The sequence below is a fragment of the Roseiterribacter gracilis genome, from assembly GCA_018332375.1.
GTDB lineage: Bacteria > Pseudomonadota > Alphaproteobacteria > BOG-932 > Roseiterribacteraceae > Roseiterribacter > Roseiterribacter gracilis.
Genome location: BOPV01000001.1, coordinates 1,623,259 through 1,641,497, shown reverse-complemented (window position 1 = coordinate 1,641,497; position 18,239 = coordinate 1,623,259). Strand labels below are relative to the sequence as shown.

General features: G+C 64.8%; 20 protein-coding genes and 1 other RNA gene. 12 read left to right on the top strand and 9 right to left on the bottom strand.

Going from position 1 to position 18,239, the window contains the following annotated elements; genetic code table 11:
* Positions 1-111 precede the first annotated feature (111 nt).
* Genes TMPK1_RS08160 through TMPK1_RS08150 form a run of 3 tightly spaced genes read left to right on the top strand, consistent with a single transcriptional unit; the run spans position 112 to position 1,626 of the window.
* A complete protein-coding gene (locus tag TMPK1_RS08160) occupies positions 112-270 on the top strand; it encodes a DUF1674 domain-containing protein (protein WP_420242483.1) in 159 nt (52 codons plus the stop codon).
* The gene (gene lepB / locus TMPK1_RS08155; RefSeq protein WP_420242482.1) at positions 270-956 is read left to right on the top strand and encodes a signal peptidase I; all 687 of its coding nucleotides are present in this window, start codon (positions 270-272) and stop codon (positions 954-956) included. The genes TMPK1_RS08160 and lepB overlap by 1 nt, the downstream gene beginning before the upstream one ends.
* Before the next feature lie 4 nt (positions 957-960).
* Positions 961-1,626, top strand: a complete 666-nt coding sequence (locus TMPK1_RS08150; RefSeq protein ID WP_420242481.1) for a hypothetical protein — start codon at positions 961-963, stop codon at positions 1,624-1,626.
* Here TMPK1_RS08150 and TMPK1_RS08145 read toward each other — a convergent pair.
* The 5 genes from TMPK1_RS08145 to ffs form a co-directional block, all read right to left on the bottom strand.
* Complete coding sequence (locus TMPK1_RS08145) at positions 1,568-2,794, bottom strand: MFS transporter (protein WP_420242480.1); 1,227 nt, start codon at positions 2,792-2,794, stop codon at positions 1,568-1,570. The two genes, TMPK1_RS08150 and TMPK1_RS08145, sit on opposite strands and share 59 nt — an antisense overlap.
* A complete protein-coding gene (gene xth / locus TMPK1_RS08140) occupies positions 2,791-3,582 on the bottom strand; it encodes an exodeoxyribonuclease III (RefSeq protein WP_420242479.1) in 792 nt (263 codons plus the stop codon). The genes TMPK1_RS08145 and xth overlap by 4 nt, the downstream gene beginning before the upstream one ends.
* Before the next feature lie 85 nt (positions 3,583-3,667).
* On the bottom strand, positions 3,668-3,991 hold the full coding sequence (locus TMPK1_RS08135; RefSeq protein WP_420242478.1) for a YbaB/EbfC family nucleoid-associated protein: 324 nt from the start codon (positions 3,989-3,991) through the stop codon (positions 3,668-3,670).
* Positions 3,988-5,772: a DNA polymerase III subunit gamma/tau gene (locus TMPK1_RS08130; protein WP_478212888.1), complete on the bottom strand. Its 1,785-nt coding sequence runs from the start codon at positions 5,770-5,772 to the stop codon at positions 3,988-3,990. The genes TMPK1_RS08135 and TMPK1_RS08130 overlap by 4 nt, the downstream gene beginning before the upstream one ends.
* 39 nt (positions 5,773-5,811) lie before the next feature.
* Positions 5,812-5,909: signal recognition particle sRNA small type (gene ffs / locus TMPK1_RS08125), an RNA gene on the bottom strand.
* Between the two features lie 116 nt (positions 5,910-6,025).
* Here ffs and TMPK1_RS08120 point away from each other — a divergent pair.
* From TMPK1_RS08120 to nudC, 3 genes are read left to right on the top strand one after another with little or no spacing between them, the layout of a single operon-like run.
* Entirely contained in the window at positions 6,026-6,430 is a 405-nt protein-coding gene (locus TMPK1_RS08120) for an MbcA/ParS/Xre antitoxin family protein (protein WP_420242476.1), read from the top strand.
* On the top strand, positions 6,427-7,152 hold the full coding sequence (locus TMPK1_RS08115; RefSeq protein WP_420242475.1) for an RES family NAD+ phosphorylase: 726 nt from the start codon (positions 6,427-6,429) through the stop codon (positions 7,150-7,152). Before TMPK1_RS08120 ends, TMPK1_RS08115 begins: the two co-directional genes overlap by 4 nt.
* Before the next feature lie 56 nt (positions 7,153-7,208).
* Positions 7,209-8,099 carry an NAD(+) diphosphatase gene (gene nudC, locus TMPK1_RS08110; protein ID WP_420242474.1) on the top strand — a complete coding sequence of 297 codons (891 nt, stop codon included), beginning with the start codon at positions 7,209-7,211 and terminating at the stop codon, positions 8,097-8,099.
* 13 nt (positions 8,100-8,112) lie between these two features.
* Here the strand turns inward: nudC and TMPK1_RS08105 are convergent, their stop codons facing one another.
* From TMPK1_RS08105 to TMPK1_RS08095, 3 genes are read right to left on the bottom strand one after another with little or no spacing between them, the layout of a single operon-like run.
* A complete protein-coding gene (locus tag TMPK1_RS08105; protein WP_420242473.1) occupies positions 8,113-8,679 on the bottom strand; it encodes an NMCC_0638 family (lipo)protein in 567 nt (188 codons plus the stop codon).
* Between the two features lie 32 nt (positions 8,680-8,711).
* Complete coding sequence (locus TMPK1_RS08100) at positions 8,712-9,572, bottom strand: prephenate dehydratase (RefSeq protein WP_420242472.1); 861 nt, start codon at positions 9,570-9,572, stop codon at positions 8,712-8,714.
* Positions 9,569-10,312, bottom strand: coding sequence for a 3-deoxy-manno-octulosonate cytidylyltransferase (locus tag TMPK1_RS08095; RefSeq protein WP_420242471.1), 744 nt, complete (start codon positions 10,310-10,312; stop codon positions 9,569-9,571). Before TMPK1_RS08095 ends, TMPK1_RS08100 begins: the two co-directional genes overlap by 4 nt.
* A 159-nt stretch (positions 10,313-10,471) precedes the next feature.
* Between TMPK1_RS08095 and TMPK1_RS08090 the strand changes: the two genes are divergently transcribed.
* Genes TMPK1_RS08090 through TMPK1_RS08080 form a run of 3 tightly spaced genes read left to right on the top strand, consistent with a single transcriptional unit; the run spans position 10,472 to position 12,254 of the window.
* Entirely contained in the window at positions 10,472-11,056 is a 585-nt protein-coding gene (locus TMPK1_RS08090) for a c-type cytochrome (protein ID WP_420242470.1), read from the top strand.
* Between the two features lie 2 nt (positions 11,057-11,058).
* Positions 11,059-11,838: an inositol monophosphatase family protein gene (locus tag TMPK1_RS08085; RefSeq protein ID WP_420242469.1), complete on the top strand. Its 780-nt coding sequence runs from the start codon at positions 11,059-11,061 to the stop codon at positions 11,836-11,838.
* Entirely contained in the window at positions 11,835-12,254 is a 420-nt protein-coding gene (locus tag TMPK1_RS08080; RefSeq protein WP_420242468.1) for a DUF2141 domain-containing protein, read from the top strand. Before TMPK1_RS08085 ends, TMPK1_RS08080 begins: the two co-directional genes overlap by 4 nt.
* Positions 12,255-12,365: 111 nt before the next feature.
* On the opposite strand, the gene TMPK1_RS08075 is transcribed toward TMPK1_RS08080, so the two are convergent.
* Positions 12,366-13,805, bottom strand: a complete 1,440-nt coding sequence (locus TMPK1_RS08075; RefSeq protein ID WP_420242467.1) for an aldehyde dehydrogenase family protein — start codon at positions 13,803-13,805, stop codon at positions 12,366-12,368.
* Positions 13,806-13,888: 83 nt separating this feature from the next.
* Between TMPK1_RS08075 and TMPK1_RS08070 the strand changes: the two genes are divergently transcribed.
* The 3 genes from TMPK1_RS08070 (at position 13,889) to hpnE (ending at position 18,232) form a co-directional block, all read left to right on the top strand.
* Positions 13,889-15,331, top strand: a complete 1,443-nt coding sequence (locus TMPK1_RS08070; protein ID WP_420242466.1) for a phytoene desaturase family protein — start codon at positions 13,889-13,891, stop codon at positions 15,329-15,331.
* Positions 15,332-15,405: 74 nt separating this feature from the next.
* Positions 15,406-17,007: a squalene/phytoene synthase family protein gene (locus TMPK1_RS08065; RefSeq protein ID WP_420242465.1), complete on the top strand. Its 1,602-nt coding sequence runs from the start codon at positions 15,406-15,408 to the stop codon at positions 17,005-17,007.
* Between the two features lies 1 nt (position 17,008).
* Positions 17,009-18,232, top strand: coding sequence for a hydroxysqualene dehydroxylase HpnE (hpnE, locus tag TMPK1_RS08060; protein WP_420242464.1), 1,224 nt, complete (start codon positions 17,009-17,011; stop codon positions 18,230-18,232).
* Positions 18,233-18,239 lie beyond the last annotated feature (7 nt).

Here is an 18,239-nt window from a genome sequence, read left to right as displayed (position 1 = left end):
CCAAGCAGGGGCGAACTTCAAATCCGGCGCGTCGCTAGATGCAGGTCGGGTCCGGGTTGACGCAAGCGTGGGGCTTGGTCCCGCGCCTGACGCATGCCATCTGTGGAAGCCATGCAACCGACTGACAAAGACCCCGTCCCGCAGGGCGGTGAGGTGGCCAAGCCGGCCACGATTCCGGCCCAAAAGCCGGGCGAAGTCGGCGGTCCCAAAGGCCCCGAACCCACGCGCTACGGCGATTGGGAAGTCGGCGGCCGTTGTACGGATTTCTGATGCGTAGATTTTTTGCCGAAGCGGGCCGCTGGGCCCTCGCAATCCTCGCGGTACTCGTGGTGCGCGCAACCGTCGCGGCGCCGTTCGAGATTCCGTCCGGCTCGATGTTGCCGACATTGCAGATCGGCGATCGCATTCTGGCGTCGAAATTCGCTTATGGCTGGAGCCGCTTCTCGCCGCCGGTGACGTTGCCCGGCCCGAACGGGCGCCTGTCTTTTTCCGATCCCAAGCGCGGTGATGTCGTCGTCTTCGTGCATCCGCGGCAGGGCAATGTCTGGGTCAAGCGCGTGATCGGTCTGCCGGGTGACGAGGTTGCGCTGCTGCACGGTCGTCTGCGCATCAACAATGTCGAAGTGCAGCGCGAGCGCGTCGGCGTCAGCCAGCTCGAAACGCACGGCGTGCGTATGCCGGTCACCGAATATCGCGAAACCTTGCCGGGTGCCGCGTCCTCGCACGCGATCTGGTTGGTGAAAGACGATGCGCCGCTCGAAAATTGGGGCCCGGTGCGCGTGCCGCCCGGAAAGCTGCTGATGCTGGGCGACAATCGCGACGACAGCGCCGACAGTCGTGTGTCGCTGGATGATGGCGGTGTCGGTCTTCTGCCGATCGAGAACGTGCTCGGCCGTGCCGACGTGATCCTGTTCTCCACCGCGGCGTCGCCGCGCTTCCTCCACAAGGTGGAATAGGCCGATGGGGCGGCGCACGACGATTTGCATCGTCGCTGTGTTGCTCTTCGCGGCGCGCGCTGGCGCGCAAGTACAGTTGCAGACTGTGCCGTCTGATCACAAACGCCCGACCGTGCCGGTGGAAGGGCCGGTCGATCCGGTTTTCCGCGCGATCACGACGCCCTACTGGGCGATCGGCGGCGATTTGATGGGCGGCGCGCGCTTGTTCGACATGCGCACCTTGCGCGGACCGGCGGCGTCGACGCGCACGCAAGCGGGCGGTTACAGCCTGCTGGCGCGCGGCGGGCTTACTTGCGCGCGCATTCCGTTGAAGCGCGATGACGGTGCGACAGTGCTGAAAGATTTCGGCAACGGCACCAAGGCGCTGCTGATTGCGGGCTTTATTCCCGCAGTCGAAGTGCCGGTGCCGATTCCATTCGCGCAGCCGGGCAAGCTGCTCGTGTCGCCGGTCGGTGCGGGACTTGGCATTCCGTTCGGCTTCGATCCACTGCAATACGCGTCGTCGCGCGCAATCCATGCGCAGGCGGTCGATATTCCGTGGGCGAAAAAGAAAAACCTGGTCGATCGCGGTTGCGATGCGCCGCGCGACGCCGACGAAAAAACCGATCCGATTATCCGGCTCGACGAAGCGCTCCGCTATGGCGGCGTTTCAGGACGATCAACCCGGTAGCACCGGCAACTGCACAAGCGACGCCGCAGCCGACAATGACCGTGCGGACCGGCAGTAAATCGTACAAAGCCGGCGCCAGCAGATAGCCGAAGAAGACTCCCGAATAGCCGAAGCAGAAGCGCACCCGCACCATGCGTGCGACTTTGTGCGGACCGAACCGCGTCTGCAGCTGATGCGTCAGCGCCAGATCGCCGAGCGGGCCGTTGGTCGCTGTCAGCGCCGCAATCGCCATCAAGACAGGCAGGTTGGGCGCAAATGGCATCGCCATCAAACCGGCGCCGAACAACAAGCGCGAAAAGGCGATCGGCTCGTGCGGTCGTTTGGGCGGGCGTGCGGCAATGATGAAATTCGAAATGACGTTGCCGACGCCATAGGCGCTGATGAACCAGCCGAACGCCGACAAGGCTTCCGGCATCGTCGTGCGCAGCAACAACGCCATGCCCATCGTAAAGCCCAGCGCCCAGGCCATGTTGACGATGACGCCGGTGGTGAAGCTGTAAATCAGCAGCGGGTGTGCGCGCAGCTCGCGAAAGCCGCCGGTCAACGCCGCCCAGCCGCGCGCTGCTTCCTGCGGTGCGGCGGGTTCGGACGGCACGTATTTGCGCATCACCGCGACGGCCGCTGCCGAACCAAAGAAGGTCAGCGCGTCGATGGTGAAGAATTGCAGCAGCGGCACGACCGCGTTGGCAGCGCCGATCAATCCAGGACCAAAGATCCGCGCAAAGCGCGTGGTGGAATCGAACAGCGCGTTGGTGCCGTAGAGCATGCGCCGGTCGAGCGCCAAGCGCGGCAAGGTCGCTTGCAGCGCGGGATCGAACAGGCCGGTCAAACCCGCGACCGCAAGCGTCACCGGCAGCAAGGTCCATAAGGTCAGCGTGCCGGTCCAGGCGAAGATCGGCAGCAGCAACACCAGCACGCCGCGCGCAATATCGACCCAGAACATGGTGCGACGCGCGTCCCACCGATCGGCCCAGGCACCCGCGGTCAACGCGACGCCAAACACCGCGGCTGCATTGACGGCCGAGATGAATCCCGCGTCGTGCCCGACCAGATCGAGCGCCAGCCACAGAACTGCGACGAGATAGAATTGATCGCCGACCGCCGACAGAACCTGACCCAGCCACAACAGGCGGATCGGTGGCGCGCGCAAGGCCGCTGCGAGACTCACTTTTCGAAGTCGACGATCACCGGAACGTGATCGCTGGGCGTCGGCCAGTCGCGTGCATCCATGATCACCTCGGCGCGTTTGAGCGTCTTCTCAAGCGGCTTTGTGACCCAAATATGATCGAGCCGGCGACCACGGTTCGATGCGCGCCAATCCTGGTTGCGGTAGCTCCACCAGGTGAAAAGCTTTTCGTCGTCGGGCACGAAATGACGCACGGCGTCGACCCAGCCGATCGACTTTTGCATCGCAGTGAATTTTTCGACTTCGATCGGCGTGTGGCTGACGATTTTGAGCAGCTGCTTGTGCGACCAGACGTCGTTTTCGAGCGGCGCGATGTTCAGGTCGCCGACCAGAATCATCTTCTTCTTGGCCGACCGCGCGCTCGGCCACCAATCCCGCAGCTCGTCGACGAAATCGAGCTTGTGTTTGAACTTGTCGTTGACCGCCGGATCAGGAATGTCGCCGCCGGCCGGAATATAGACGCAGTGCAATTCGGCGCCGTTCGGCAAGGTCGCAGCGATGTGCCGGCAATCCTGTTTCTTGCAGCGGTGATGGATCTCGTGGCTCGACAGCGGCAGACGGCTGATGATCGCTACGCCGTTGTAGCTTTTCATGCCGTGAATATGGACGTGCTCGTACCCGATCTTCTTGAAGTCATCGAGCGGGAAGAATTCGTCGGGCGATTTGGTTTCCTGCAGGCACAGCACGTCGATTTTGTGCTTCTGCAGAAGGCGCTTCACGATCGGAAAGCGAAGCCGGACCGAATTGATGTTCCAGGTTGCGATACGCATCTAGTCCCCGCGAAGGCGGGGATCCATCGCTCCACCAGCCGAGTTGTTCGAAAATGGGTCCCTGCCTTCGCAGGGATTGCCGTTCTTAGAACGGCAACTTCATTCCAGGTGGCAACTGCATGCCGCCCATCAGCTTGGATGTTTCTTCCTGCACATGTGCGTCGAGCTTGGTTTTGGCGTCGTTGCACGCAGCGACGATCAGATCTTCCAGCATCTCGACGTCGTTCGGATCGACGACCGACTTTTCCAGCTTGATCTTGCGCAGCTCGCCCGACCCCGCGAGCGTCACTTGCACCATGCCGCCGCCCGCCTGACCGGTCATTTCGGTCTGGGCCAGCTTGGCCTGCATTTCCTGCATGCGCGCCTGCATCTGCTGCGCTTGCTTCATCATGTTGCCGAGATTCTTCATTCGCTCTGCTCCGGATCCTCGTCGGTCGGTGTCGTCGTTGCTGTGTCTTGGTTGGCTTCGGCGGCGAGATCGCGGATCTCGACGATCTTGGCGCCGGGAAAGGTGGCCAGCAATTTCGCCACGGTCGGATGCACCTTGGCTTCTTGCAGCGCCGCCGATTCTTTGGCCGCGTCTTGTTCCGACAGGCTGGCTTCGCCCGGTGCCGAACTGATCGTCACCATCCAGCGCGTGCCGGTCCATTCGCTGAGCATCGAACCAACGCGGCTCGCGAGATCGCGCGGTGCCGCCGGCAAGACGTTCAATTCGATCCGGCCAGCTTCGAACCGCACCAGCTTTGCGTTGGTGGCGAGATGGTAGTTGAGCTGGCCTTGGCGATATTTCGCAAACAGCTCGACCGCGGCGCGCCAATCGGCCGGCATCTTTTCGAGCGCTTGGGGTTCGGCTGCGTAGGCTTGCGGTTCCGCGCTCAACATCGGTTGCGCAAGCGGTTCGGCGCGCGCGACTGCGGTTGCACCGCCGCCCAACACGACGCCGCCACCACCACCATTGCCGCGCGGCGCGGGTGCGTTGCCTGCGTTCTGCTCGGTCAGTTGGCGCACCAGATCGCCGGGCGTCGGCAGATCGGCGGCGAAGACCAGACGCAGCAGCACCATTTCAAATGCCGCTTGTGGCGTCGGTGCCTGCTGCACTTCGCCCAGACCTTTGAGCAGCAACTGCCAGGCGCGGGTCAGAATTGGCATCGACAATTTGTCGGCCAGCGCACCGCCGCGCACGCGTTCGCTTTCGCCCAGGCCAGCGCCAGCCGTGCCGGGCGTCAATTTGAGACGCGTCAGCAGATGGGTGAATTCCAGCAGGTCCTGCAACACGACGCTGGGATCGGCACCGGCTGCATGCAGTGACTGGGAAATGTCGAGCGCGGCCTGCGCGTCGCCGCGCATGGTTGCTTCGAACAGGTCGATGACGATGGCGCGATCGGCGAGGCCAAGCATGTCGCGCACTTGGGCGACGTCGACTTTGCCGGCGCCACGCGAAATCGCCTGGTCGAGCAGGGACAGGCCGTCGCGCACCGAACCGTCGGCGGCGCGCGCGATCAGATCCAGCGCTTCGCTGTCGATCTCGGCGTTTTCTTGTTGCGCGATGCCGGCGAAGTGTTTGGTCAGCACGCTGCCGTCGACGCGGCGCAGATCGAACCGTTGGCAGCGCGACAGGACCGTCACCGGCACTTTGCGGATTTCCGTCGTCGCGAAGACGAACTTCACGTGCGGCGGCGGTTCTTCCAAGGTCTTCAGCAGCGCGTTGAACGCTTGCTTCGACAGCATGTGCACTTCGTCGACGATATAGACTTTGTAGCGCGCGCTGGCCGGGGCGTAGCGCACCCCGTCGATCAACTCGCGCACGTCGTCGACGCCGGTGCGGCTGGCCGCGTCCATCTCGATCACGTCGACATGACGGTCGGCGGCAATCGCGCGGCACGGCTCGCACACGCCGCAGGGCTGAATGGTGGGGCCGCCGGTGCCATCAGGCCCGATGCAATTCAGCGCCCGGGCGACGATACGTGCGGTGGTGGTTTTGCCGACGCCGCGTACGCCGGTCAGCATGAAGGCATGCGCGATGCGGTTTTGCGCGAAGGCGTTGGTCAGCGTGCGGACCAGCGCGTCCTGACCGATCAATTCGGCGAATGTCGAAGGCCGGTATTTGCGCGCAAGAACCCGGTACGCTTTTGCGTTCTCTTCCGTCGCAGAGGAGGGCGTCGCGCCCGCGCCGAGATCGAGGGACAAAATACGTTTCCGGATCGGCCAGAGGATCGGATGAAAGCAGAGGTGGAAGGCTGGATCGGCGACCCGAACCGAATCTCGGTACGGCTGCTTCCTTTCGGACCTGACCGGGTTCGCGAGGGATCCGCCCACCGCCAACCTTCCGCCGGCAATATCAGGATCGCAGAGGCTTGGGGCAAGCCCACCTCGGAACGCGCAGGGGCTCTGGGCGTTGTGTCCATATCTGGACAAAATCGACTTGATCGTCCATATTTGGCCAATGGCGAACCTGAAACCCGCCCCGAATCCCGACCCGGCGCCCGAAGCGGCTGAAATCGCGGCCGGCTTCCGCGCCGTATTCCGCCTGTTCGAGCTGTGGAAGCTCGACGTCGAGCAGCAGCGCGTGCTGTTGGGCCGTCCGTCGCGCTCGACCTTCTACAATTGGCGCGGCGGCAAGATCGGCGCGGTGCCGTTCGACGTGGTGCGGCGCCTGTCGTGGCTGCTGGGCATCCACAAAGCGCTGCAGATTATTTTCACCGACCCGTCGCAGGCCGACGGCTGGGTGCATCGCGCCAACGACGCGTTCGGCGGGCGTTCGGCGCTCGATCACATGCTTGCGGGCGATGTTGCCGATCTAGCCGCCGTGCGCGCGCGTCTCGACGCAGTGCGCGGCGGATGGTCGTGAGCAAGGCGGCAGCGGCGCGCACCGAACTTCCGGTTCCGCCGCGCACGCGTATCCGTTGGAGTCGCGCGCATCGCATCATCCCGTCGCGTTTTCCGCCCGTCGATTTGTTCGAACGCATCGCCGATCCCAAAGATTGGGAGCTGCTGGCGCGGCTCGAAACGCGCACCAATCCGCGTGCGCGCGAAGCCTGGGGCGAAATCGCACTGGTGCCGCCCGAACGTCGCGTTGCGGGGCCGGGCGCGTCCTGGGTGATGGCGCCGTTCTGCCACGTCAACGCGGCCGGTTCGCGCTTCGGCGACGGTAGTTTCGGCGTCTATTACGCGGCCAAAGATCTGCTCACAGCGGTGACCGAGACAGCCTTTCATCTCGGCCGTTTCTTCGCCGCAACGCGCGAGCCGGTGACGCGCGCGACCATGCGCGTTTTGGTTGGCAAGCTGGACGCGACGTTGGAGGATTTGCGCGACAGCGCCTACGCGGCGCTGTTCGATCCAGACGATTGGCGCGTCAGCCAGGCATTCGGCCGGTCGCGCCGCGCCGATCACTGCGACGGGTTCGTCTATCCCAGCGTACGGCGGCCCGGCGGCGATTGCGTCGCCTTGTTCTGGCCCGACGTTCCCGGCATTCCAACCCAGGAGCGACACCTCGTGTATGAATGGAACGGCAGCCATGTCGCACGATGGTTCGACCCGCAGGACGAGACGTGGCATTCGCTTTCTCTATGAATTTGTTTGGTCGCATTTTGAACGGCGACTGACTTCTCCAACCGCAAAATACTCCCATGCGCCGCAATCTTCTCTCGGACCCCACGCTCGACCGCGCGTCGCATCTGCGCCAGGACGCGGGCTTTCTCGCGCAAGCCTGGGGTGATGGGCGCGTCGTGCCGTTGTGGCGCGGCCAGGTCCTGGTGCGTGGCGAAGAAGGCGCGCCGCGACTGGGCTTGCTCGCAACCGATCATCCGTCGTTGCCGCGCAAACAGCCGATCTTTCTTGGGCTGGTCGGTGAAGAAGCGATTTTCGCGCTCGATATCGGCGACGACGACGACGCGCCCAAAGGCTTCGCCCCCGATCCGTTTCTGGAATTGCGCGCAGTCGGGCATGTGTTGCCCGCCGACGAAGCGTCGATCGCGGCAATGGCACGCGGACTTGTTCTTTGGCACGCGCGGCATTTGTTCTGCGGCGTTTGCGGTCATCCGACTTTGTTCGAAGAAGCCGGCCATCGCCGCGTGTGCACGTATGAACCGTGCGCGACCGAACATTTTCCACGGTCGGATCCGGCGGTGATCGTGCTGGTCGAGCACAACGACAAGATTTTGCTGGCGCGCCAGTCGCGCTGGCCCGAAGGCATGTATTCGGTGCTGGCTGGATTCGTCGAGCCGGGCGAAAGCCTGGAAGACACAGTCGTGCGCGAAGTGTTCGAAGAAGCCGGCGTGCGCGTCACCGACGTGCAGTATCACTCGTCGCAGCCCTGGCCGTTCCCGTCGTCGCTGATGCTGGGCTTCACCGCGCGCGCAACGACGACCGAACTCAATTTCGACGGTGTCGAACTGGAACAGGGCGGCTGGTTCGATCGCGAAACGCTGCGCAATCTGCCGCCGGGCGGTCCGATGCGCTTGCCCAACCCACTATCGATCGCGCGGCGCCTGGTCGATGACTGGTTGGCCGCGGGCTGAAATCAGCGCGCTATTACTTTGCTGGCGCCATGGAGGTTATGCCGACCATATGCGGTGCGCAGTGGGGGCAGCCGGCGATCGTGTAGACATAGATGAGAAAGATGCCGCCATAGACCCATTCGGTCTGGCGCACTTTCGCACCGCCGACATCCTGCGTTTTGTCCAAACGCGGTTTCAGCTCGATGCGGGGATCTTTGGCCTGCGCCTGCATGTCGGTGAAAATCTTTTTCACGGACTCGCGGATCAGCTCGGCATCGGCGGACATCGCGCGTACCTGGCAGGTCCACGGCTTGCTCAGCGAAAGATAGTACCGACCGTCCGTCATTTCGCCGCTGGGCAGCTTGAGCCGAATGGCGGTGCCAGGCTCCCAAGCAAGATCGCCATCCTTTGCGGACATGAGCTTGCGCGCTTCCGGGCCCGCGACCTTCAACTGCAACTTGCTCGCGATGTCAGCCGCCTTGGCCTCATCGTTCATCGAGTTCACACAGGCGCCGCGAAACACGGTCATCATGTTCATCGTGTCGAGCATCGTGGCGTCTTTGCTTGGTTCGGCAGCGGCGCTGGCCGCAAGCAGCGACAAGACTGCGGTCGTAAGCAAAGAAGTTCGCCGCATCAGCGTTGGCTTTCGCTGCGACGGAATGGCGAGGCCGGATACGTCCCCAGCACTTTCACTTCTTCGGCGAAGAAGCGCAGCTCATCCAGCGCCAGCGCGAAGTTGCGTTCGTTGGGATGGCCTTCGGCGTCGACATAGAATTGCGCCGCCTGAAACTTGCCGTCGACCATGTAGCTTTCCAGCTTCACCAGGTTGACGCCGTTGGTGGCGAAGCCGCCCAGCGCCTTGTAGAGCGCTGCCGGAATCGATCGCACGCGAAACAGAAAACTGGTCATTACCGCGTCGCCCCCCGCAGATGGTAGGGGCGGCTGCGCGGCGGGATCGACCTGCATGACGAGAAAGCGCGTCGTGTTGTGCGCCACGTCCTCGGCGTTCTTTTGCAGAATATCGAGCCCGTAAATCTCGGCGGCGAGCTCGCTGGCAATCGCGCCGATCGTCTTGTCGCCGCGCTTGGCGACGTCGGCGGCCGCACCCGCCGTGTCGGCATGCACGACCGGCTTCACGCCCAGCTTGCGCAACGTCTCGCGGCATTGGCCAAGTGCCTGCACGTGGGAGTGCACTTCGCGCAGCTCGCTAAGCTTGGTGCCGGGCAAACCCAGAATGCAGTGATGCACCGCCTGGAAATGTTCGCCGATAATGTGCAGCCCGCCGCGCGGCAGCAGGTGATGCACGTCGGCGACGCGGCCTGCGATCGAGTTCTCGACCGGAATCATCGCCCGTTGCGCGCGGCCTTCGGCGACAGCGGCAAAGGCTTCTTCGAACGACGCGCAGGGAAGCGTGGTCCAGCCCGGCAAAACCTTGCGGCAGGCAAGGTCGGAATTGGCGCCCGGTTCGCCTTGATAGGCGACGATGTTGCTCATGCTTCGCTCCACAGGCGGCGCGCGCGTTCCAGATCGGCGGCCGTATCCACACCCAGCGGCACCGTGTCGACAATCGCAACGTCGATCCGCATGCCCATCACCAGCGCGCGTAGCTGTTCCAGCTTCTCGGCGCGCTCAAGCTCCGCAGGAGCATGCGCGACAAATCTTGTCAGCGCATCGCGCCGATACGCATACAAGCCAATATGATGCAGCAACGGTCCTTCGCCGGTCGGTGCCGCTGCGCGCGAGAAATACAGCGCGCGTCCGCGTGCAGCGCCGCGGGCGCGTTCGACCACCGCTTTGACGACGTTGGGATCGTATTTCTCGTGCAACTCGGTGATCTCGGCCGCGAGCGTGCCGATATCGACCGCTGCATCGTCGAGCAACGAAAGTGCGGCGCGTACCAGCGCCGGATCCAATGTGGGCAGATCGCCCTGCACGTTGATCACCGCATCGTGCGTTCCGTCGGGATCGAGCGCGGCCAGCGCTTCGGCGATCCGGTCGGAGCCCGATTGATGATGCGCGCCGGTCAGCACCGCTTCGCCGCCCGCGGCGATCACCGCATCGCAGATCGCGGCGTCTTCTGCCGCGACGACCACTCTTCCGATCTTGGCCGCGACGGCACGTTCCCAGACGCGGACGATCATCGGCTTGCCCGCGATGTCGGCGAGCGGCTTGTCGGGCAGGCGGGTCGATGCGAGCCGCGCCGGGATCAGGGTGATGGGGTTTTTCGGAGTCACGGGAACGGTGGGTGCAGGTCGGGCAGCCCGCGGTCAAGCGGTACGCTGCGACATTGCGACCCCAGGTCAGGCGGCGATTTGCTGGAAAACCACTTCGTCGGCTAAGAAGCCTTCGCTATACGAGGCTCCTCCGCCCAGAACGGCCGACCGGGTACGTCCATGGAATTCAACAAAATCTTCGCCGCCATCCTTTGCGCTGGCATTCTCGGCATGGTCAGCGGCATCGCCGCTGAAATGCTGGTCGAGCCGCATCAGCTTGCGCAGGCCGCCTATCCGATCGAAGGCGTCGAAATCGTCGCTGGCGGCACGGGTGCCGCTGGTGGTGGTTCCGCGCTCGAGCCGGTCGAGCCGCTGCTCGCTGCGGCCAACCTGGCCAACGGCGAAAAAGTCGCCGGCCAGTGCAAGTCCTGCCACACGTTCGAGAAGGGCGGCCCGAATCGCGTCGGCCCGAATCTCTGGGGCGTCGTCGGCAACCATCACGCCCATGCCGATGGCTTCGCCTATTCGGCGGGCATGGCCGGCAAGAAGGACAAGACCTGGGACTTCGCCGCGCTCAACGAATTCATCTTCAAGCCGGCGGCTGCGATCCCGGGCACCAAGATGGGCTTCGCGGGCATCAAGAAGACGCAGGACCGTGCTGACCTGCTGGCCTGGCTGAACGCGCAGAGCGACAAGCCGCAGGCGCTGCCTGCTGCTGGTGCGACGCCCGTCAAAGCCGACGCCGCTCCCGCGCCGAAGCAGTAATCGTGACGTCGGTCGACCTTGGGCCGCTGCTCGAGGTCGCCGACCGTCTCGCGACCGCGGCCGGTGCAGCCGCCCGTCGCCATTTCCGCAAACCAGTCGTCGCCGAAGCCAAGGCCGATTCGACTCCGGTCAGCATCGCTGACCGCGAAGCCGAAGCGGCCATGCGCGCGATCCTGCTGCGCGAACGTCCGATGGACGGCGTCTTCGGCGAAGAAGAAGGCGCCAGCGAAGGATCGAGCGGGCTGACCTGGGTGCTCGACCCGATCGACGGCACCAAAGCCTTTCTCACCGGTCGTCCCAATTTCGTCGTGCTGGTGTCGCTGCTCGACGAGGACGGCACGCCGCTGCTCGGCGTGATCGACCAGCCGATCGTGCAGGATCGTTGGATCGGCGCTGCCGGTGTCGGCACCACGCATAACGGTGCGAAGGTGCAGACGCGGAGCTGCGCCAACCTGTCCGACGCAATCTTCAGCTCGACGATGCTGCCACGCGACGTTGCGCGCGCTGCTGCGTTTCGCCGCCTCGGCGATGCGTGCCGCTACGAGACCTGGGGCGGCGACGGCTACATGGTCGGCTTGCAGGCGAGCGGCTGGATCGACGTCGTGCTCGAATGCGGCATGCAGCTCTACGACTTCGCGCCGTTCGCGCCGATCGTCGAAGGCGCCGGCGGTCTCGTCACCGACTGGAACGGGACCAAGCTGAATCGCAAAAGCGAAGGCGTCGCGCTGTGCGTCGGCGATCCGCGCCTGCACGAACCGGCGCTGCGGTTGCTGCGCGGGTGAAACGCGCCGTGCTGCTGCTGGCGCTGCTGGTTTCCAGCACGGCGTCGGCAGCCGATCTCGTCGTCGACGTCACCAACGTGCGTTCGTCGCGCGGCCATGTGCGCTTGTCGGTCTGCGACGAAGCGCATTTCGGCGGCGAGGGCTGCGCCTATGACGGCGTCGCTGATGCACGCGAAGGCGTCACGCGCGTCATCGTGCATGGCGTGCCGGCTGGACGCTGGGCGGTGCAGGCGTTTCACGACGAAAACGACAATGAAGCGTTCGACCAGAATTTCCTCGGCTTGCCGCAGGAAGGGTTCGGCTTTTCGAACAACCCGCCGCTGCGCGGCAAACCGCACTATGCCGACAGCGCGATCGACGTGCGCGAGCCCACGACCGAGATCAGCCTGCGTCTGCGCAATTCGATTTTCGACTAATGTCATCCCTGCGAAAGCAGGGATCCATTGCGCCGCCGCTGAGTTCTTTCCTGCAGTTGCGCAGCCGCGTCCCGATGGATCCCCGCCTTCGCGGGGATGACGCCGGGGGCGTCAGTCCGGCTCGACGACTTTCTTCTTGCGCACCACCGCGCTGAGCAGCGCGCGCAAGGAACGGCGGCGATGTTCGCCCGCGTGCAGCAGCCGCACCAGCGAGGCCAGGATCTTTTCTTCGTCGCGCTTGCTGTTGCGCTTCAACTGCGGCCGGAAGCTGGCGCGATTGTCGAGCGTGACTTTCGGATAGGTCAGTTCCAGCAAGCCTTCGATGCCCCGCGTAACGCCGAAGCCGCTCTGGCGCTTGCCGCCGAACGGCACGCGTGGATCGGCGGTGGCGACGACCGCGTCGTTGATCGTCACTACGCCGACATCCAGCGCAGCCGCAACCTTGGCGGCTTCGCCGCGCGGCCCGAACACCGACGCGCCCAGCGCGTGCGGCTGCAGATTGGCAAGATGGGTCGCTTCGGGCCAGGCATCGACGACACGCAACGACAGAACCGGTGCAAACAGATCGGTCGCGTGCAGCGCCGCGTCGTCGGGCGCGTTCTTGATCAGCAGCGGCGGCGAGGTTTCGGCGCGCGTGTCGAAATTGACGCTCCAGGTCGCACCGCCCGACGCAGCCGCCGACAGAAGCGGCATCAACCGGGCGCGTGTGCGTGCGTCGACCGGCATCGGCGCCAGCTCGGCCAGCCGTTCTTCCAGCGCTGGAATGAACGCGTCGGCGACGCCGCGTTCGACGAAGAGGCGGCGCGGCGCGATGCAGGTGTGCGACGCGTTGAGCGCAAAGGCGAAGCTGATCGTTGCAGCCGTTCGCACCGGATTTGCGCCGTTCAGCACGATCGACACGTCATTGCCCGACAATTCCATCACCGTCGGCGTCAAAGTCTCGGCCGCGGCGCGCAACACGTTGCGGCCGGTGGCGCTGGATCCGGTCAGCAGAATTTTGTCGGGGCCGGCGGCGACGAGCTTGCTCGCCGTCTCGACGGAATCATCGGTGAGCTGAAACAGCGCGTCGGGCAGGCCCGCCAACAGAAACGCGCCGCGCAACGCGGCCAGGCACGCGCGTTCGCCCGGCGCCGGTTTCACAATCACCGCGTTGCCCGCAACCAGGGCCTGCACCGCCTGCACGCCTGCAATGAACAACGGATAATTGCCGGGTGCGATCACCAGCACGACGCCCAACGGTGCCGGCTCGATGGTCGCAGTGACGCCGCGCAACCACAACGGCCGATCGGACCGGTCGGCACGGCGTGTGCGCAGCGCGCGCGCGGCACGGCGTTCGAGAAAGCGCATCGCTTCGAGCAGCGGCAGCACTTCCATCGCCAGCGTGTCGGCGGCGCTGCGTTCGGCGCGCGCCACCGTGCCGGCAAACTCGACCGGCGCGCGTGCCAGCGCATGGCGCGCATGGCGAACGAACTGCAACCGTTCCGTGACAGGAACGGTGGCCCAATCGCGTTGCGCGCTGCGTGCCGCATCGAGCAGCAATGCCGGCTCCATAATTTCTATACTCGTGGAAGATGGCCAACTCGGACGCGCAGAATCGTCGGATATGATGGGCGGCGCAACCAGGAGCGCAGGGCATGGGACTACGCATTGGTATAATCGGCGCCGGTTTCGGCGGATTGGCTGCGTCTTGTGTCCTGGCGGCGCGCGGCCACACCGTCACTTTGTTCGATCGTGCAGCGCGGGTTGGCGGCGTCGCGGCGCAGTTCGAATCACACGGCTTTCGCTTCGATACCGGCCCGACCAGCCTGACCGCACCGCATTTTCTGGCCCGGATTTTCGAAGAAGCGGGGCGCAAGCTCGACGATCGCGTGACCTTGGTGCGATTGGATCCGCAAGAGCGGGCGTTTTTTGACGACGGCTCGACGCGCGATCTCATTGCCGGCGGCGATGAAGCGACGCGGACCTACCTGGAAACGGGCGGCGCGCTTCGGCAAGCGCGCGAACGGTTCTTTTTCAAACGTGCGATTGGAAGGCCGCGCGATCTGCTCGACCGCGATCTCGTGCAGCCACCTTTCGCCGATCTGCTCGGCCTGCTGCCCGGATCGTCGGTTGCGTCTTTCACGCGGCGCCATGTCGGCGATCCGCAATTGCGCGTGCTGCTTGAATCGCTGACGCGCGACAATGGTTCGCCGCCGGCGCGCATGCCGGCATTGCTGGCGTCGGGCGCCGTCACGCAAATCGCCGACGGCATCTATCACCCGCTCGGCGGCATGCGCGCAGTTGCGGTGGCGCTGGAGGCGTTGCTGCGCGAGCTGGGCGGCGAGGTGCGGCTTGCGACCGCGATCGAGAAAATCGAACAGGTCGCAGGCAAGGCGATCGGCCTGCGCATCGAAGGTGGCCCGACCTTGCAGTTCGACGCGGTCGTGTCGAACGCGAATTCGACGCGCACGTTGCAGGATCTGGTCGGGACGGGTGGCGACGACGAACCATCCTGTTCGGCGCTGGTTCTGTGTCTCGGTCTCGACCAGCGCTACGAGCATCTCGCACATCGCAACGCGCTGTTCAGCGCCGATCGTGCCGGCGAGCTGTCTGCGATCTTTGACCATGGCGAGTTGGCGTCCGATCCAACCTGCTACGTCACGGCACCATCACGAAGCGACCCGGACACGGCGCCCGACGGTGGCGAGGCGATGCAGGTGCTGGTGCAAGTCCCGTATCTGCGCCCGCATCATGATTGGCATGCGATGTGGCCGTCCTACCGCCGCGTCATTCTCGACAGGCTGATGCGGATCGGCGGCATGGCGGATCTCGAGTCGCGAATCGTGGTCGAACACCATCTCACGCCGCAGGACTTTCACGACCGCTACAGGCTGCAGAACGGCGCAGTGTATGGGCAAAGCAGCGACGGGCTGGCGGGCCTGTTCAAAGCCGGGGTTCGCTCGCGGCAATTGGCCGGACTGTATCTCGCGGGCGGCTCGGCGCAGCCGGGGGCGGGCGTGCCGATGGCGCTGCTGTCGGGCTGGCTTGCGGCCGACACGCTGGACCGGGACGGGCGTAGCGGGACGTTGGCGATTTAACGCGGCTGGGTGCGGCGTTCCGGCCGCTGGAGGCTGGGCTTTCGGCGCCGTCCGCATGCTATACGGGCGCGGCCATGGATCCTTCGAAGACCCGTCACGACGAGAATTTCCCGGTCGGTTCGTTTCTGATCGCGAAGCCGCTGCGTCCGCATGTCCACGCCTGGTACCGCTTTGCGCGCGCTGCTGACGACGCAGCCGATGCGCCGGGCCTGGCGCCCGCCGACAAGCTGGCACGCATCGATGCGTTGGAGCAGGGGCTGGTCGATGGATCGCATCCCGATTCCGCACCGCTGAAAGACAGCGGCAAAGGGCTCGACCATGCGCGCGAATTGCTGGTCGCGTTTCGCGCCGACGCGCGCGGCGAAAGCTGCAAGAGCTGGGACGACCTGCTGCACTATTGCCGCTACTCGGCGTCGCCGGTCGGTCGCTACCTGCTCGACATTCACGGCGAAGACCGCGCGACCTGGCCAGCCGGCGACGCGCTGTGCACCGCGTTGCAGATTCTGAATCACTTGCAGGATTGCGGCGACGACAATCGCGAGCTCGATCGTCGCTACGTGCCCGAGAATTGGATTCCTGCCGGCTTCTTCGAACCCGCCAACGCCAAGTTGCGTCGTCCGGTGCTGGATCGCTGCCTTGACGGCGTCGAAGATCTTTTGTCGGACGCGGCCGCATTGCCGGCGCAAATTCGCGACACGCGGCTGCGTCTCGAAGTTCGCACCATTCTGCGTCTCGCCCGCACCCTGACGCGCAAGCTGCGTCTGGCCGATCCGATCGAAGGACGCGTGGCGCTGGGCAAGCGCGATTTCCTGAAAAGCTTTGCGTTGTCCTGGTCGCCGATCTGCATCAGCGACGAAGAGATTGTGATCGGCCGGGTCGCGCGCGCCAAATCGTCGTTCGTGTCGGGCATGAAGGCGCTGCCGTCGGATCGCAAGCGCGGCATGTTCGCGCTCTACGCCTTCTGCCGCGACGTCGACGACATCGCTGACGGTCCCGGCAAGCCGGACGAAAAGAAAGCGCTGCTGGCCGGTTGGGGGCGCGATCTCGACGCGCTCTATGCCGGCACTGCAAAGACGCCGCTGACGCGCGAACTGCGCTGGGCGGTCGATCGCTTCAAGCTGCCGCGGTCGGAATTCGAACTGGTGCTCGACGGCATGCGTACCGACAGCGCCAATGCGGTTCGCATGCCCGACGGCGTTGCGCTGGCCAATTACTGCCGCTGCGTTGCCGGTGCGGTCGGCGTCTTGTCGGTGCATGTGTTCGGCGCCCCCGATCCCGCGACCGTCGAGTTCGCGGTGCGTCTCGGCCATGCGCTGCAGCTCACCAACATTCTACGCGACGTCGACGGCGACGCGTTGGAAGACCGGTTGTACGTGCCGCAGGATCTGCTCGATCAATTCGGCATCGACGGATCGAACGCGCTCGACGTCACCAAACAGCCGGGCTTCGCACGCGCCTGCGCCAAGTTGGCGGAAGAAGCGAAAGCAGCCTACGCAACGGTCGATATTCCGCGCGCGACGGCGTCGAAGCTGAAGCCGGCTTTGTTGATGATGATGGCCTACCGCAAGCTGCTGTCGAAGCTGCTGGCGCGCGGCTGGGTCGATCGCAAGCCGGTGCCGAAAACGACCTTGCCGGAAAAGGCGCAGATCGCGTTGAAAGTCGCGTTAGCGCGCTAGCATGGCGGTCTATGTCATCGGCGCCGGGCTTGCCGGCCTGTCGGCTGCGACAACGCTTGTCGAGCGCGGCGTGCAGGTCGAGATCAGCGAAGCCGCACCGCAAGCGGGCGGACGTTGCCGGTCGTTCCACGACGCGCAGATCGATCGCGTCATCGACAATGGCAACCATCTGATCCTGTCGGGCAATGACGGGATCCAGGCCTATCTCGGCCGCTTCGGCGCGCGCGATCGCGTGCTATCGTTGGGCGATCAATTTCCGTTCGTCGATCGCGCCAATGATGCGCGGTTCGTGGTGCAGCCGAACGAAGGCCGTCTGCCCTGGTGGTTGTTCGTCGCCAAGCGGCGCGTGCCGGGCACCAAGGCGATCAACTATCTCGCCGATATGGCGCGGCTGGTGTCGGCAACCCACGAAGCAACCATCGCCGACGTATTGCCGCCAACCGCGCTGCGTCGTGCACTGTGGGAGCCGGTCGCAGTGTCGGTGTTGAATACCGGCATCGATCGCGCATCGGCGCATGCCTTCGCTGCGATGCTGCGTCTGACCTTGATGAAAGGCGGCGCCTATTCGCGCCCGATGGTTGCGCGCGACACCTTGGCCGAAGCACTGGTCGAACCCGCGACGGCCTATCTCGCATCGCGCGGCAGCGCCGTCGCAACTGGGCGCCGTTTGCGCGCGCTGACGGTCGAGCAGGGGCGCGTGACGTCGCTTGCCTACGCCGATGCGACGGTTGCGCTGGGCGAGCATGACTCGGTCGTGCTGGCGGTGCCGCCCGCAATTGCAGCGTCGTTGTTGCCTGGCCTCGCTGTGCCCGATGAAGACGAGCCGATCTTGAACGCGCATTTCGCGGTTCCGCATCGCGACGGGCATGCGATTGCCGGCGTATTGGGCGGACGCGCGCATTGGGTGTTCCGCCGGCCGGGTCTGGTCAGCACAACGACCAGTGCCGACGCGCCACGCGACGGCGAAGATCCCGCATCGGCGCTGTGGAACGATGCGCGCGCTGCGTTTCCGGATCTGCCGTTCGACATGCCGCCGGTGCGCGTCGTCACCGAGAAACGTGCAACCATCGCACAAACGCCCGCGATGGAAGCGAAACGGCCGGCGCCGAGCGCAGCCGGCCTCAAAAATCTTGCGCTGGCCGGCGATTGGACCGCGACTGGTCTGCCTGCAACAATCGAGGGCGCGATCGTCAGCGGCTCGCGCGCAGCAAAACTCGTTCTATAGTCGGGCC

Excerpts from the sequence above, each read along its gene's own strand:
- TMPK1_RS08120 (WP_420242476.1), top strand. The coding sequence starts at position 6,026 with ATGGCGAACCTGAAACCCGCCCCGAATCCCGACCCGGCGCCCGAAGCG.
- TMPK1_RS08160 (WP_420242483.1), top strand. The coding sequence starts at position 112 with ATGCAACCGACTGACAAAGACCCCGTCCCGCAGGGCGGTGAGGTGGCC.
- TMPK1_RS08150 (WP_420242481.1), top strand. The coding sequence starts at position 961 with ATGGGGCGGCGCACGACGATTTGCATCGTCGCTGTGTTGCTCTTCGCG.
- lepB (WP_420242482.1), top strand. The coding sequence starts at position 270 with ATGCGTAGATTTTTTGCCGAAGCGGGCCGCTGGGCCCTCGCAATCCTC.
- TMPK1_RS08075 (WP_420242467.1), bottom strand. The coding sequence starts at position 13,805 with ATGGAGCCGGCATTGCTGCTCGATGCGGCACGCAGCGCGCAACGCGAT.
- TMPK1_RS08070 (WP_420242466.1), top strand. The coding sequence starts at position 13,889 with ATGGGACTACGCATTGGTATAATCGGCGCCGGTTTCGGCGGATTGGCT.
- xth (WP_420242479.1), bottom strand. The coding sequence starts at position 3,582 with ATGCGTATCGCAACCTGGAACATCAATTCGGTCCGGCTTCGCTTTCCG.
- nudC (WP_420242474.1), top strand. The coding sequence starts at position 7,209 with ATGCGCCGCAATCTTCTCTCGGACCCCACGCTCGACCGCGCGTCGCAT.
- TMPK1_RS08135 (WP_420242478.1), bottom strand. The coding sequence starts at position 3,991 with ATGAAGAATCTCGGCAACATGATGAAGCAAGCGCAGCAGATGCAGGCG.
- TMPK1_RS08100 (WP_420242472.1), bottom strand. The coding sequence starts at position 9,572 with ATGAGCAACATCGTCGCCTATCAAGGCGAACCGGGCGCCAATTCCGAC.
- TMPK1_RS08090 (WP_420242470.1), top strand. The coding sequence starts at position 10,472 with ATGGAATTCAACAAAATCTTCGCCGCCATCCTTTGCGCTGGCATTCTC.
- TMPK1_RS08065 (WP_420242465.1), top strand. The coding sequence starts at position 15,406 with ATGGATCCTTCGAAGACCCGTCACGACGAGAATTTCCCGGTCGGTTCG.
- hpnE (WP_420242464.1), top strand. The coding sequence starts at position 17,009 with ATGGCGGTCTATGTCATCGGCGCCGGGCTTGCCGGCCTGTCGGCTGCG.